Source organism: Brevibacillus sp. DP1.3A (assembly GCF_013284245.2).
GTDB lineage: Bacteria > Bacillota > Bacilli > Brevibacillales > Brevibacillaceae > Brevibacillus.
In genome coordinates this window covers 681,282-695,532 of record NZ_CP085876.1, presented here as the reverse complement: position 1 = coordinate 695,532, position 14,251 = coordinate 681,282, and the positions used below count along the sequence as shown (strand labels likewise).

Below are 14,251 nucleotides of genomic sequence, written 5' to 3'. Positions count from 1 at the left end.
GCAACAAAAAAACAGGATTCATATATACGGGATATAGTTCTATCCTGCATATAAAAATCCTGCTTTTATCTGAAAATAATGAATTATTCTTTTTCCCCCAAAATCACGATCTCTACCCGACGATTCTTCGCACGGTTCTCCGCGTTGGAATTGTCCACAAGCGGTTTGTATTCCCCCAAGCCTGCCACTGTAAAGCGAGACGCTGGTAAAGAGTGGGCATCCACCATTTCACGCATGACAGAGATCGCGCGCGCCGAGGATAGCTCCCAGTTGGATTGGTAGGAACTGCGCGATATCGGCACATCATCTGTATAGCCCTCGATTCGCACCTTGTGCTCAAATCGCTTCAATACCCCCGCTACGGTACCGACGACTTGCTTCCCTTGGGCCTGTAGGTCTGCCGAACCACTCGTAAACAAGATCGTTTCCGGCAAACGGATACGCAAGCCTTCTTCGGTCTCCTCGTAGTCGAGATTCAGCTCAGCCAAAGCGGAGGATAGCTGGTTGCGCACCGTCTCCATATCGCGCTCACTCGAGTCAGATATGCCCATTGGCGGCTTCGGCACGTTTACGGTGTCTTCGGAGCCTTCTTCTTCTTTTTCGCCTTTGAGCTCCTTCTGGCGAGCCTCCAATTGGTAGACCTCTCGCTGCAGCTCCAGCTTTTGCAGGTTGAGCAGGTCGAGACTCTCATGCACCTGCTCCAAGCTCGCTTTTTCCTTTTGGACCTCTTCCTTTTGTGACTGAATGCTCTTCGTCTGCGTCGCCGCGATAATAATCACGATCACGAACAACAGCGTAATCAGGTCACTGTAACTCAGCAGCCAGCTTTTTTCTAGCTCTTTTTCGTCGTATAACCGTTCGTCATGCATAGCGGTCATGCCTTTCAATCGTGCCCTTCATGCTGCCTGCTTCTTTAATCAGCACCAGCTTCTGGTCACCTGGCAAGAATGAGTTCAGCTTTTCAAACAACAAACGTGGCGTCTCCATGCGCTGCAAGCCAACGCAACCTTCGACGAAGAGACGCTTTTCAAACATTTCCCGGTCGTACAGATCCATCAGACGGTAGTAGCATGGCAGCGCGAACAGGTTCGCCAAGAGCGCGCCATACAGCGTCGCTACGACCGCTGCGCTCAGACTGTGTCCGGTCAAGGCCATGTCGGAGAGCGACTTCAGTACACCCGTCATCCCTAAAAGCGTACCAACCAGCCCCATCCCCGGCGCCAACAAGCTAATAAGGCGAAAGAACCCTGCCGACTGTTGGTAGCGATACTGCTCGCCCTTGAGCTCGTTCTCCAGGATCAGGCGCAGTTCTTCTTCGGGAACACCCTCGATCGCCAGTAAGCTGCCGCGTTGGACAAACGAATCGGGTTCTTGTTGCAGCTCCTTTTCGAGCGCGATGTAGCCCTGTTCCTTCAGAACGAGCGCGTAATAGTAGAAGCGCTTGATCGTTTCTTCGACGTTGCTTTGCCGGCCGTGGATGAGCAGGCGCCAGATTTTTTTCAGGTCGAGATGCTTGCGTTTGACTGCATAGGACATGACTACGGAGAGCGCGACTAGCTCGATAGCGGTTACGTTGAGGAGGTCCGATAGAGTTCCGTTTAGGTAGACCGCGTGTATGAAGATGAGGAGTACGGCTCCGATTAAGACGAGTGAGCGGCGTTTTGTGGACAAAAGTGATTCACCTTCCTAGTTTTTCAACAAGATGTTCTTAAAGTATAGCAGATGGTGGAAAAAAGATGAGAGAATAGAGTCATAGTTATAGTGAAGCTTGGTATAGAAAATGTCGATAATGATAAAGAAAGTAATTCTAACAAAGAGGTGATCATCAGTGAATGCCGTACAATTAAAGCAAGCTGTTACTATTAGTTTGACGAAGCAAGTGCAGGAGACTGCGCAAGCCCAAGCTTCCATCATGTTGGAGGGTTTTGCTAAGACTCAGCAAAATATTCAAACGGCTCAAGCAAGTCATCCATCTCTTGGAAAAGCGATCGATATTCGTGCATAAGTTGTGAAAAGAAAACGGCCGGTTCCCCGGCCGTTTTTACTTTTTGCGGTCGAAAAAGGCACCATAGCCGTTTGGACCTGCTTCGTTGTACGTATTCATTGCGAGCTTGCTGCGTTGGAGGTTGTTTAGTTGTTGCTGGACGCCTTGCATTCTTCCATCGATCAGGGGAATGAGGCGTTGGTTAATCACGTAAATTTGCTCCATCTGTTGCTTTTGCAAGGCAGATAGCGATTCATTGTCTAAACCCTGATGCTGAATTTGAGAAATCAATTCTTCTCTTTCGTCCAATACAGCCATCCATTCATCCGGTTCAGAATCCTTTACACTTACTACTTTCTCTAAGCGTAATGTTGTTTCAAGCAGACTATTTAGAAGAACATCGACTGTCATTTCCATATTGTATACCTTACCCTTGTTTCTTCGCCAAAAGCATGGCTTCTTTCCAAGTATCTCGAAATTGAATGAACAGGTCTTCTACTTCTAATAGAATGTTAAGGTCTTTGTGCATGTTCGCCTCAATCGTACGTTGAAGCATATATTCGTAGAGTTTGGCGAATTCCTTGGAGATCTCATAGTCGCTTTTTAAAGTGGATATGAGCTCATAAAGGATATTCTGAACTTTCAATGAGGCCTCGTGAGATTTTATTACGTCCTTTTCCTCTAAAGCTACTTTTGCCTGTTTAATGAACTTAAGTGCTCCATTGTACAGCATTAGTGTCAAATCAGCAGGAGTAGCGGTTGTTACCTGATTGGACTGGTATGTTTGTGCAGCATTTTGTAACATCTGCATCACTCCCTGTTATTTCTGCCCTAACATTTGTGCAAACCATGAACCCTGGGATTGGGCTTTGGACATTGCTGTTTCCATAGCAGCGAATTGTTTATAATAGCGATTCTCAATTATTTTCAAACGATCTTCCCAAGAATTGATGTCATCTGCGAATTGACCGATTTTTTTGCTGAGATAACTGTCGTCATTTACAACAGTTCCGCTTCCTGCTTGCTTAGTAATATCTGACATAGCTTTGCTCAAGTTACTATAAAGTCTCTCTGCAATCCCGCTTTCGTTGTACTTTGTACCAGTATCTGTACTAGAACTGAAACTGGTGAAAAGTTTTACAACATCTGCGCCATTACTGTTAATCGCATTCCGTAACTTTTCTTCATTTAGATATAGCTTTCCATTTTCTTGATAAGCTGCCTTACCTGTTGGAGGACCTCCGATACCTATTTCAGAAAGCGTATCAAATGCAGAATTTACTCCTGTACCTGTTAGAGGAGCGCTAACCGAGCGACGCATTTCATTCAGAGCGTTAGTTAAATACGAATCGCGAATCAAAATTCCGCTCTTCGCCATTTTATCCATTTTCTCTGCTGTTTTATCGCCGAGAGCTTCTTTCTCTTCATCCAGTAAAGGCTGATATCCTTTGTACTTTGGCTCAGCTATTTTCTTATTAATTGTCTCAATGACATTATTGTACTTTTCTACAAACCCTTTAATAGAATTAAAAACAGCCTCTTCATCAGTTTTTGAGTTGATTGTTAGTGGATTACCCGTATTGATAGTCTTAACAGTAAACTCCACTCCATCATACTTAAATACGTTGGATTTAGATGTCTGCTTTACACCGTTAATTACGACAACTGCATCTTCACCTGCTACTCGAGTAGAGGATGGATTAGAAGTTGCCGCTGCCGTCATACCTAAAACGCTACCATCTCCGCCACCTTGAACTTTAATATCGAATTGGTTATCTCCACCGAGATTATTACCATTGATAGATTTAATGACAAGTTTGTTGTCTATATGAAATGCTTCCACGCCCTTACCAGAGCCATTGATTTTGGCAATAACACTATCGATCGTGTCCGTTGCTTCAACTTTGATCGTGTTGGCTGTGTCACCATCAATTGCAAATTCAAAGGAAGCACCTAACTGTTGTTTTGAACTAGTAATAGATGCTGCAATATCAAACTGCATCGAAGCAGGCATTTCTGACTTTGCTAACTTTTGTACTTCAATAGAATATGATGACAATTTTGGCGTGCCCGTTACTTTTGCAGAAGCAATCGCATCATTTTCTGAAGAGGCAACCTTTTTATTAAAATTAGCCGAATAACGTATGTCATTGACTGTCTTTTGAAGATCAGCCAAAAGCGTATTCATCTCACGATACGCGTCTCTTTTCCACTCGGTTGAAATCTTACTTTTTTCCAGCCGATTTACTGGTTGTCGTTGTGCTTTCATCAAATCTTTAATCATTTTCTCAGTGTCCATCCCTGAAGCCATACCTGTTAAGCGGATTCCCATACATCATGCCCCCTATCTTTTTTCGTCCACCAGCAGACCGATCATTTCATGCATTTTCGCTACCATATCCATTACTTTCTTAGAAGGAATTTCACGTATGACTTCATTTGTCTGATCATTTATTACTTGTACATAGTACTCGTTAAGATCTTCATGAAGAGTAAACTTAACATGAGAACTTGTTGACTGCAGCCACTTATTAATACCTGCAATCTCCTTCTCAAAATCATGTTTATTATTCCGTTGTTCCTGTATGGATACTAGCGTCTCTTGAGGTTGACTATTCGTTTGAGTAAACTCATTATACGGTTTTGGTTTCATAAATCCTTGAACTGAATTCAGATCCATGATCCTTCCTCCTTAGGAGATATTTTCCTAAGATAGTTATCGGTTTTTTCGTATCAACCCTTTACCACTCGCAGTTTTCTTCACTTATGTTTCTTTATGATCACTTACTTTTTTTCATAAGAATTCTCGCAAGATATGGGTCTTCATTTTTATAAACTGACAATCCGGTTCCTTTAATGAAATCAATTTTAGAAAAATTATACTTACTTTCTAAATTACTAACGAGATCCTCAGCATCAATAAATCTTCGATAGTGGTCATCATATACTTTGTCCCGACCATAATCTTCTATCGTTCTAAATTCTGCAGCAAAATAACAACCTTTCGGTACATGTTTCGATATAGTTCTTAGTAGTATTTCCTCTGTTGTTTCATTTATCGAATGTAATAGGAATCTAAGATATACAACGAGATTTTTATCTTCCGAGATAGCTTTACGGCTTATCGATTCTATTATGTCATTTAATGTTCTCTCATCACTGAGATCAACTACATGAAAATCCAGTTTCGAAGTGGAGAACTTTTCTTCTTTTGTATTTCTATTAATTTTAATTACCTCTTTAGACCTATCAATCCCAACAGCTTCATAGCCATCTTTAGCAAAAGAAAATGTATCTCTTCCAGAACCACAGCCAATGTCCAATACGATTGCATTTTTGTCTATTTGTTTTTTTACATATTTACAAAAAGTTGACTCTTCTTGCATCGCTGCCTTCTTATAATATTCATCCCAATATTCCAAATTTGCCTCTTCGTTGAGCAAATCTACCTTTTTTGTGTTCGGCATATGCTTTCCCCGTCTCCTACTAATTAGCTTCTTTATCCCATCTGATAAAATCTTTTATTAGTTCAAATACGACTTGCTCATATTGATTTACTTTTTCTGCGTATAATATTGTATCGTCATTTTGGGTCTCTTTATTAATGAGAACCACTGTGAAATTCTCAACATTAATGGACAAGTCGTCCCCTACGTTATCTTTTGTTTCGAAATAAAATAAATGTAAATCGTCGGAAATAGCTGCCTTGTAGGACTGATTTGGATGGAGCACTTGGGTAATAGCAAACTGTCTTTTGGATTCCCCTCCAAAAGACGTCGGTAACTTGCCGTCTATATGCTTGGGAATTTCAATTCCACATAGCTCCAGAATGATCGGTAAAATATCTACTGCCTCCATAATTTCATCCGACATCAAATTGGGAACATGGTTTCCTTTTATCATCAATGGTATTTTCCGGCGACTGTCATGTAAGATGTTACTCTCTTGCTCTTTCTCATTCTCTAAAAATGTTTGTCCGTGATCCGAGTGCAATACCACTAAAATTTCATCATTTGTATATTTATTACTAATATAATCAAATAGCGTACCAAGAAACACATCGACTCTTTTGATTTCTTGATAGTATTTAATAATTTTATTTTCATCGTATTTTGTTAAGACAGATGTTTCTCCTTTATTCTTGGTATCTATACGATACCTAAGATCTGTATTCGTTTGACCATATAACGTATCTTCAATTTCATCAGGTACATTATGCAGATCCATAAGTGAAATGGACACGTAGTTATTATGCTTCTCAAAAGCCGCCAAATGCTCTATCGCTTCCGCTATGACTTCTCCACAATCCATGCCCCCACAAAAGTTTTGATACACGATTCGGTCAAAACCCTTATAGTATCCAAATGAAGGGGTAGTTCTCCAGTTCGTACATATTTTAGTTGTAAAATAGCCCGCTTTCTTTAAATAACCTGGTAACAGCTCATTGAATTTTTCGAAAGCAAAATTGTATGTTGGATGCAGTAGCTTATGATTAGTCGCATATTTGCCTGTATTGATACTAGCCTTACTTGGTAAAGTCCACTCGCTAGTCGCATAGCAATTTGTAGATATAAATCCATCCCTGAAGAATTTATTTGTGTTCGGCATGAGATGATCCATGCCTTTTTGTTCTAAAAACTTGAATGCTAATCCATCAATGAATATCTTTAGTACTAATTTTGGATGTTTAGGTTGCTCCGCAACTTCAATGGGATTCCCCACAAAGATATTTTTATTTGTTTTAATCTTCACGTTCCCTTCGTCCAATTTAAGATAGTGGTATCTGTTGTATACAAAGTGTTCCTCTTCAAATTGGAATTTTTCATTGTTGACGGTTACATCGACTTTTGTAAATGGTTCAATCAAGGAAATCGGAACTATAGCAGGATTCTTTAGATTAAAATCTATCTCCCCTTGATTATTCTTTCCTTTGAACAATTCTGTCTTGAAATACATCGCAGTGCTATTATCAACATCCGTTACTTTAAAAGATTTGTACATATTAACCAATAACTCTTCATCAGTGCCTGCATGCAAAATGCTTCTTATTAAACTTTTGCCATTTTGATCAAGTGGGAACGCCCTCCCATCCTTCTCGTTTAAAATATCTCGGCAACGCTTAATCTCACTATGTATCTGTTCGTTATTAGTTTTAGAATTTGTTAAGAGCATCCCTGAGACTCTTTGAATATTATCTAGTGCTTTGTCTTTCTCTTCTTGTCCCCTAGCATATTTACAAGCATACGTATAATACTTCAGGCTTTTTATCGCTTCTTTAGTCTCATAAATAATTCCAAGGTTATAATTCATTTCATAATGAAATGGATGCTTTCCAATACCTTCTATTAATATTTGGAGTGCATCGTTAAATTCACCTATTTGCAATTTATATGACGCTAAAAAAGAATAATAATCAGCATCTCTTAGGTATTTAGCATATTCATCTATCATTTCTTTGGCTTCTTCCAAGCGACTACGGTGTAATAATTCTTCGATTTTACGATTTAGTGTTTTTAGGTATCCGATTAAGCTTTTAATCTCTTGCTTCATGTTGATGACACCTCTCCGTTAGCTATTTTGAATTTGCATGTCGTTTTTCAATATTGTTTCAATAATCAAAAAGTCTAAAGGAGTGTCCAAATCGTATGAGCGCTCTTTAGGCATTACAAAACCAATTGTTTCACTTTGCAAGAAAGATCGGGTTCCGTATAACCAATTGGCCGATGCGACATATACTGCTCCGTTTAATACATATACATCTGGAGCATCCTGTCTCCTCAAAACTGGCTGTTTCGAGTCAATTACTGGTTCTAACATAGCCTCTTCTGATAGTTGATACATCCAGAATGGCGATTTGTCAGTCACTGTAACGGATACACACGCATTTGCCTTCTCATTTATACACTTCTCTAAACAGCTATCGATATCATCTGTATTCCTTAACGGCGACGTAGGTTGAAGCAATACAATATAATCAAAGCCGGGCAACAACTCCATTGCGTGGAGGATAGGGTCAATACCTGGTGTATCATCTTGAGCAAGTGCAGATGGACGAATAAAGGGAACTTCACATCCCCACTTCCTTGCTACTTCTGCTATTTCCTCATCATCTGTCGAAACAACTAAGCGATCTATATGCTTAGACTTCTTCGCAGCTTCAATAGTCCAAGCAATTAGAGGCTTTCCAGCCAATTCACGAATGTTCTTCCGCGGAACTCCTTTCGATCCACCGCGCGCAGGAATAATCGCCAGCACAGTTTTATTGTCTATCATCCAAATACCTCCGCAAATTCCATATTGGCTCGTTCAAAGTCAGATAATCGGCCAATGTCCAGCCAATATTCTCGTATTGGAAAAGCAGTTGTATATAATTTTTGTTTAATTAAGCAATCAAATAACGTAGGCATATCATAGAATTCATTATTTGGAATATAGTTTAAAGTGGTAGGATCTAATAGATAAATTCCCGCGTTAACAAAGTACTTCTGAATTGGTTTTTCCTCAATACCTATAAGCTTTTGCCGATCCAATAGAGCAACACCATATGGAACTTGCTGGCTAAATTCCCGGACACACATGGTTCCTATCGATTGATAAGAATTATGAAAATCTAATAGTTGTTCAAAATTAATTTTCGTTAAGAGGTCACCGTTAATGACAAAAAAAGGTTTAGTTGGGCGAAGAGGAAGTAAACTTAGCGCCCCTGCTGTACCTAATCTCTTATTTTCTTCGATGTATGAAATTTGAACCCCCCAGCGAGAGCCATCCCCAAAATAATCTCGAATCATCTCCGCCTTATAATTTACAGAAATATAAAAGTGATAGAATCCATATTCAATAAAATTCATGAGGATCGTTTCTAAAACTGGCCGTTCTCCCACTTTTAACAATGGCTTTGGACAATCATCGGTGAGAGGTCTAAGCCTTGAACCCAGTCCTCCAGCCATTAAAACGACAATATTATCACGCTTTTCCGGCTGCATTAACTCTTCCAATGTCTCAACCTGAATGACACTGCCATCTTCGTCAAGAACGGGGATTGCCCGTAACTGTTTAAATTTCATTAGTTGCAGAATATTTTCTTTTGAATCATAAATAGAAGCCACGATTGGGAATGGATTCATTACACTTTCAATTGGATCGTTTAATGTTTTACCTTTTAACAGCCCCCTACGAATATCACCATCTGTAATTGTCCCTAGAAGTCGTCGATTATCATCTACAACAATTCCGATTTGTTTTGCTCCTGAGTCTATGATTTCAAGCGCCCTTAAAATTTCTGTGGAAGGAGCAACTAATATTTTTTCCCAATTTAACATGGCTAAACCTCCTTTGCAGGAACTCCAACAACTTTTACACCCTCTGTAACGTTTCGTGTTACTACAGAACCAGCACCTATGATACTGTTCTTTCCGATACGTATACCTTGTATTACCGTAGCACCTGCACCGACATGTACGTTATCGCCTATAATTACATCACCACAGATGATAGCCCCTGGAGATATATGAACGTTGTCACCTATAAGGCAATCGTGTTCAATCGTAGCCCTTGTATTAATAATCGTGTTAGCTCCGACGATACATCCTGGCTGTATAATCACACCTGCCATTACCTGTACCCCTTCTAGTAGCCTCGTATCTTTAGATAGAATCGCAGACGGATGGATGACATTTTCAAACTGATATCCATTATTTTTAAAAGAATAGAAGAGTTCTTTTCGAATACCCGGTGATCCTATTGAACCAATTCCATTAACCAATTTATATTGAGTAGGGTCAAAGCTTCGAATGATATCATCCGTACCCAATCTTTTTACTCCAAAAATAATTTTCATTTGATCTTCTGAATCGGGCGTTGTAAATCCCTTAACATCAAAGCTCGTCATTAGGAGGGTATTCATAAGCACTTTCGAATGCCCTCCTCCACCTAATACGATAATTGGCAGTTTCATTCTCTGATCATCTCGTCCTCTTGATAAGAGCGGACAGCTTTTTTTCCTAGCCAAGACCAGTATTGCATTGGAGATATTCCTCCTGCTGGACGTTTCACGGTTAAATTTTCAACAGTGAATATTTCTCCCGCTGTTATATTTCGCGCTGCAACAAGACTTTTTTGGGCCACTTCTTTGTTTTTTCGTTCCGAACTCGTAGGAATCTTAGTTACCGATCCTAATGCGTCTTCCACCTCGCGGATAGACTTTACCAACGCACAGAGTTCTGTTGGATTTAACGAAGCCTTGTGATCAGGACCTGGAAATTCTTTATCTAGAGTAAAATGCTTTTCAATTACACTTGCTCCTCTGGCTGCTGCAGCGATTGCAACAGAAATGCCATTGGTATGATCTGATAATCCTACTCTAAGGTGAAAAGCATTTTTCAGGGTATCCATAGCCTTAAGATTCACATCACAAAAAGGAGTTGGATATTCTGTTGTGCAATGGAGCAACGTAACATTTTTTTGCAACATTTGTTGACCCTGCTCAGTGAAGTAGGCCAGATCGAACTCACTAATGGAACCAGGAGCAACGGAACTAGTGTACCCATAGGCTAATACACTTAAAGCGGATTCAATTTCACCAAGCGTACTCATGCCCGTTGAAAGAATAATTGGTTTTCCTGATTGAGCGACATGAAGTAGGAGGGGAGCGTTTGTCAAATCTCCCGAAGATATTTTGATAACTGGTACATCAAGTTCTTTAATTAGAAATTCAGAGCTTACATGATCAAACGGGGTCGAAAGAAACTGTATTTTTTTTGCCAAACAATGCTGTACTAAAACTTGATGCTCTTGATGACTCAATTCCAATTTTTTCAGCATCTCAAATTGGGATTCCGAATTACCAGTATTAATCCTTTGATAATCTGCCTTTCTTGCAGATTTGCTCACCAAATTTTCTGCTCTAAAGGTTTGGAATTTCACTGCGTCTGCACCTGCAGCGGAAGCAACATTAACTAACTCAACTGCCAACTCTAACGAACCATTGTGATTAACTCCTGCTTCTGCAATGATGTATGCGTTCATTTTCACAATATCTCCTTAAGCAACATAAATGCCTCTGCAGATTCGCAACCTGCGGCTACTCCCCGAACCCTCGCTTGCGCCTGTACCGCCTGGTTACTCCGTGGGAAAGGGAACTCCCCCATTTCGCTCTGAAAAACATTTAGTATATCCAGCTTTTTCTCTAGATACGGCGTAATATCGCTAAACACGTTAGGTCGAAACCCGTTATTATCCGGATTAATACCAAAGTCAGTCTCTGACAAAGTTTCATAAGCAAGTACCTTTTTTACTGAACTGTATCGAAACCATTTGCTGCATGAAACTACCGCATCAAACACTACTTTATGATCTGTATGAACATCTCCTCGATAAGGTAAGTACATAATTTCCGGTTCTAATTGATTTATTACAGTTCCAATCTGAGCGACGATGCTCTGCATAGGGATTGTATCGAGATTAGTCGTAGGGAGCTTAAGGTTAAATACATTGTTAAATCCGTACATTGTTTTAACTTTTTCTATTTCTCGCTCTCTCCGATCTATCTGCTCATCGGTGTGGCCAAGATTACTGTGCATTCCCGTAACAATGAGCCAACTTACTTCATCTTCATTAGCAATGTGTTTGAGCAACGTCCCCCCACAACCAAGCGTTTCATCGTCTGGATGAGGAGCAATAACTAGCACTTTTTTCATAATCACTTATCCCCTCTTTCCTTTAATAGGTTATTTTTTTCGCAAGTAGTTTTTCACGAGACGGAAGTGACAACAAGATTTGCAATGTTTTATCGACCATAAACCCATCACCATATATAAACTGCTCGTTATCGAGTTCATTTCTATAATCTACGTCGTAGAGTGCTTTTTGCAGCGCACCTCTTACATCCTCCTCATTAGCAGGTACAAATTGAACGTTCTTTCCAGCAATTCTTCCTTTTTGACGCTCTCCGACGTTTACTGATGGTAAACATAGATACGGAGCCTCATGGATTGCCAAAGAAGAATTCCCAACCAAGCATCTTGCATTTCTTAGTAAATTTACAAATATATTACGCGCTAAATTCTTATATAAACATACTTGAGGATGGTGAGCATACTCTTGCAAAACTTGTACAATATCTTGGTATCCAGGATCACTGTTTGGAGACCCAATAAAAATGTGTAAGCCTGTTTGTATACATTGTTCAATGCATAATCTTAATTCTTCTGCAGCTTGGGCTACCGTTGAACTCAAAGGATGATATATAAGCACAATATAATCCTTTTTAACACCTTCTCCTAAAAGGTTAGCTATCTCCTCCACACTTAGGGATGGTTCCATCCGCAAGCGATCGATACCTGGGCTGCCTACAGTAAAAACCCGCCAAGACTCTTCCCCGAGCTTTTTGATGCGCTCCGAATGTTCTTCCATCATGGTCAAATGAACATGGCTTAGTTTTGTTGTTGCATGCCTAATTTGTTCATCGACATCCCCACCGTTTGGACTTGTGTTATCACCACCAGCTATATGCACTGCAGGTATATTCATGTAGGACGCCGTTAAAGATCCGATGATTGCTTCTTCTCGGTCACCAAGGATTAACAATAAGTCAGGTTGTACACGCAATAAAGTCTGTGCAAGTGATTGCATTAATATGGCAGAAGACTTTGCTTTACTTGAAAATGAATCCGCGTACAGCAAGTTTTCAATGTGATCCACTACTCGAAATTCATCTTTATCTATCTGTCGAACTGAATAATCATGCAAAGGAGACAAATGAGCACCAGAAACTATTACACCTAGATCGAAGTCCGGATGACTATCAATTCCTTTTAATAATGGATACAAAAGGTCATATTCAGACCTAATCCCAGTAAGAGCAAGGATATTTATTTTTTTATTACCACTCATAGATCTGCACCTTTTTCGTAACTCACAATCCAATGTTTACCATGATACTGGCCGAAATCATATCCGAATTCACCGATAGTCAACTTTTCATTAGGGAAGCATTTTGAGAGATCGTCTTTATCTACTATTATGACGATTGCTCCTTCTTGACCGGGTACAGTAGATTCATATAAATTGTTACCCAAAGAACGACTATAGGTATGTGAAAAGTCGCCTATCGCACCCATCGTTCCAAGAAATATTCCGCCACTACGAAGCACCCTATTAATTTCTTTCATAGCAGCGTAAAAACCAGACCAGTCGTTATAGTATAAAACTTGCCAAGCAACAACTACATCGAATGAATTATCTGGAAAAGGAATTCTCCCGTCCGTTAATAACTTTAGATCAGGAGTGATCCCCATGGATTCCAATCTATTTGTTAATTTTTCGATGGCACTCTCACTAATCTCTACTCCAGATACTTGGAAGCCTTTCTTGCAAAAGTGTATAAAATCGGCTCCTCCACCAAAACCATAATCTAATACTTTCTTGTGTTTCTCATTATTTAAAAGTCTATGTGAAACTCTAACCAAAATATCATTAGGATAAGTCATTCCATTGCTTGAAGAACTATAGATGTCGTCCCACAATTTCACATTTGTCTCTCTAGCATCCATTTCTTTCGCTCCCTATCTTTAATTAGAATACAGGTACTCCTGAATTAAATCTTCAGGCGAATTTAGTAGCATATCAATCATAGACAATCCAGAAATAAATTCTCCTTGGACTTGTGGGTAAACAGGAGATATTGACTCAAGATAATTTATTTCAACACCAGATTCGATAAATTTATTTTCATTAAGGTAGCTTTTCGAACCGTATCCACTGATGTACTCCGTTGCACACAGATCCTTACAAATATTAAGAACTAAGTCCGACTTCTCTCCAGTAACCTGAAGCTCTGATAAAAAGACAACCTGAGTATTAATTTTCAAACTATCCATCAAAAAAATAAAAAAAGCTTGATTTGCTTCAAATAAGGTAGAATAACTTTGTTGATAAAGGAACTCTATTTTATCAGCATATAATTCCCACTTTGGTGCTGAGCGATATGCGCTTTGAATGGATTTCCAATGCTTCATCATCCATCTATCCGACGCTAATCTCTTTTCAGAAATTACGTCTGTTAAATTCCCTGTAATTGGTATCGTTAACCAATAGTCACTGTTTTTATCTCTTATTCTATTCCGATTTTGCACACCATTTTTTTGGTATTGAACACTATCCATCACAACGAAAACATCAGACATTGCAATTTTTTTAAAGTACGGTGCCCATGGTATATACTGGCTCTGATGTATAGATATTTTCTTCATATATACCTCCAAACAAGAT

The 14,251-nt window shown here is 39.6% G+C and carries 17 protein-coding genes; 1 reads left to right on the top strand and 16 read right to left on the bottom strand.

Annotated elements, in window-relative coordinates; translation table 11 throughout:
• Nucleotides 1-83: 83 nt before the first annotated feature.
• Nucleotides 84-869 (bottom strand): OmpA/MotB family protein, encoded by a 786-nt coding sequence (locus tag HP399_RS03520; protein WP_173619920.1) that lies wholly within the window; start codon nucleotides 867-869, stop codon nucleotides 84-86.
• The gene (locus HP399_RS03515) at nucleotides 862-1,671 is read right to left on the bottom strand and encodes a motility protein A (RefSeq protein WP_173619642.1); all 810 of its coding nucleotides are present in this window, start codon (nucleotides 1,669-1,671) and stop codon (nucleotides 862-864) included. The genes HP399_RS03520 and HP399_RS03515 overlap by 8 nt, the downstream gene beginning before the upstream one ends.
• A 157-nt stretch (nucleotides 1,672-1,828) precedes the next feature.
• Here HP399_RS03515 and HP399_RS03510 point away from each other — a divergent pair, with 157 nt between their 5' ends.
• Complete coding sequence (locus HP399_RS03510) at nucleotides 1,829-2,005, top strand: putative motility protein (protein WP_173619643.1); 177 nt, start codon at nucleotides 1,829-1,831, stop codon at nucleotides 2,003-2,005.
• 36 nt (nucleotides 2,006-2,041) lie between these two features.
• Here the strand turns inward: HP399_RS03510 and HP399_RS03505 are convergent, their stop codons facing one another.
• The 14 genes from HP399_RS03505 to HP399_RS03440 form a co-directional block, all read right to left on the bottom strand.
• Nucleotides 2,042-2,401 carry a flagellar protein FliT gene (locus HP399_RS03505; protein ID WP_173619644.1) on the bottom strand — a complete coding sequence of 120 codons (360 nt, stop codon included), beginning with the start codon at nucleotides 2,399-2,401 and terminating at the stop codon, nucleotides 2,042-2,044.
• A gap of 10 nt (nucleotides 2,402-2,411) precedes the next feature.
• Nucleotides 2,412-2,789 carry a flagellar export chaperone FliS gene (fliS, locus tag HP399_RS03500; RefSeq protein WP_173619645.1) on the bottom strand — a complete coding sequence of 126 codons (378 nt, stop codon included), beginning with the start codon at nucleotides 2,787-2,789 and terminating at the stop codon, nucleotides 2,412-2,414.
• A gap of 15 nt (nucleotides 2,790-2,804) precedes the next feature.
• Complete coding sequence (fliD, locus tag HP399_RS03495; protein ID WP_173619646.1) at nucleotides 2,805-4,316, bottom strand: flagellar filament capping protein FliD; 1,512 nt, start codon at nucleotides 4,314-4,316, stop codon at nucleotides 2,805-2,807.
• A 12-nt stretch (nucleotides 4,317-4,328) separates the two neighbouring features.
• Nucleotides 4,329-4,664, bottom strand: coding sequence for a flagellar protein FlaG (gene flaG, locus HP399_RS03490; RefSeq protein WP_173619647.1), 336 nt, complete (start codon nucleotides 4,662-4,664; stop codon nucleotides 4,329-4,331).
• A 100-nt stretch (nucleotides 4,665-4,764) separates the two neighbouring features.
• Nucleotides 4,765-5,451 carry a class I SAM-dependent methyltransferase gene (locus tag HP399_RS03485; RefSeq protein WP_173619648.1) on the bottom strand — a complete coding sequence of 229 codons (687 nt, stop codon included), beginning with the start codon at nucleotides 5,449-5,451 and terminating at the stop codon, nucleotides 4,765-4,767.
• Between the two features lie 19 nt (nucleotides 5,452-5,470).
• Nucleotides 5,471-7,534: a sulfatase-like hydrolase/transferase gene (locus HP399_RS03480; RefSeq protein ID WP_173619649.1), complete on the bottom strand. Its 2,064-nt coding sequence runs from the start codon at nucleotides 7,532-7,534 to the stop codon at nucleotides 5,471-5,473.
• Between the two features lie 18 nt (nucleotides 7,535-7,552).
• Nucleotides 7,553-8,257 carry an acylneuraminate cytidylyltransferase family protein gene (locus HP399_RS03475; protein WP_173619650.1) on the bottom strand — a complete coding sequence of 235 codons (705 nt, stop codon included), beginning with the start codon at nucleotides 8,255-8,257 and terminating at the stop codon, nucleotides 7,553-7,555.
• The gene (locus HP399_RS03470; protein ID WP_173619651.1) at nucleotides 8,254-9,303 is read right to left on the bottom strand and encodes a nucleotidyltransferase family protein; all 1,050 of its coding nucleotides are present in this window, start codon (nucleotides 9,301-9,303) and stop codon (nucleotides 8,254-8,256) included. The genes HP399_RS03475 and HP399_RS03470 overlap by 4 nt, the downstream gene beginning before the upstream one ends.
• A gap of 2 nt (nucleotides 9,304-9,305) precedes the next feature.
• Nucleotides 9,306-9,938 (bottom strand): acetyltransferase, encoded by a 633-nt coding sequence (locus tag HP399_RS03465; RefSeq protein WP_173619652.1) that lies wholly within the window; start codon nucleotides 9,936-9,938, stop codon nucleotides 9,306-9,308.
• Complete coding sequence (gene neuB / locus HP399_RS03460) at nucleotides 9,935-11,008, bottom strand: N-acetylneuraminate synthase (protein ID WP_173619653.1); 1,074 nt, start codon at nucleotides 11,006-11,008, stop codon at nucleotides 9,935-9,937. Before neuB ends, HP399_RS03465 begins: the two co-directional genes overlap by 4 nt.
• A 2-nt stretch (nucleotides 11,009-11,010) precedes the next feature.
• Nucleotides 11,011-11,679 (bottom strand): PIG-L deacetylase family protein, encoded by a 669-nt coding sequence (locus tag HP399_RS03455; RefSeq protein ID WP_173619654.1) that lies wholly within the window; start codon nucleotides 11,677-11,679, stop codon nucleotides 11,011-11,013.
• 22 nt (nucleotides 11,680-11,701) lie between these two features.
• Entirely contained in the window at nucleotides 11,702-12,874 is a 1,173-nt protein-coding gene (gene neuC, locus HP399_RS03450) for a UDP-N-acetylglucosamine 2-epimerase (RefSeq protein WP_173619655.1), read from the bottom strand.
• Complete coding sequence (locus tag HP399_RS03445; protein ID WP_173619656.1) at nucleotides 12,871-13,533, bottom strand: class I SAM-dependent methyltransferase; 663 nt, start codon at nucleotides 13,531-13,533, stop codon at nucleotides 12,871-12,873. Before HP399_RS03445 ends, neuC begins: the two co-directional genes overlap by 4 nt.
• Before the next feature lie 18 nt (nucleotides 13,534-13,551).
• The gene (locus HP399_RS03440; RefSeq protein WP_173619657.1) at nucleotides 13,552-14,232 is read right to left on the bottom strand and encodes a WbqC family protein; all 681 of its coding nucleotides are present in this window, start codon (nucleotides 14,230-14,232) and stop codon (nucleotides 13,552-13,554) included.
• Nucleotides 14,233-14,251: the final 19 nt, after the last annotated feature.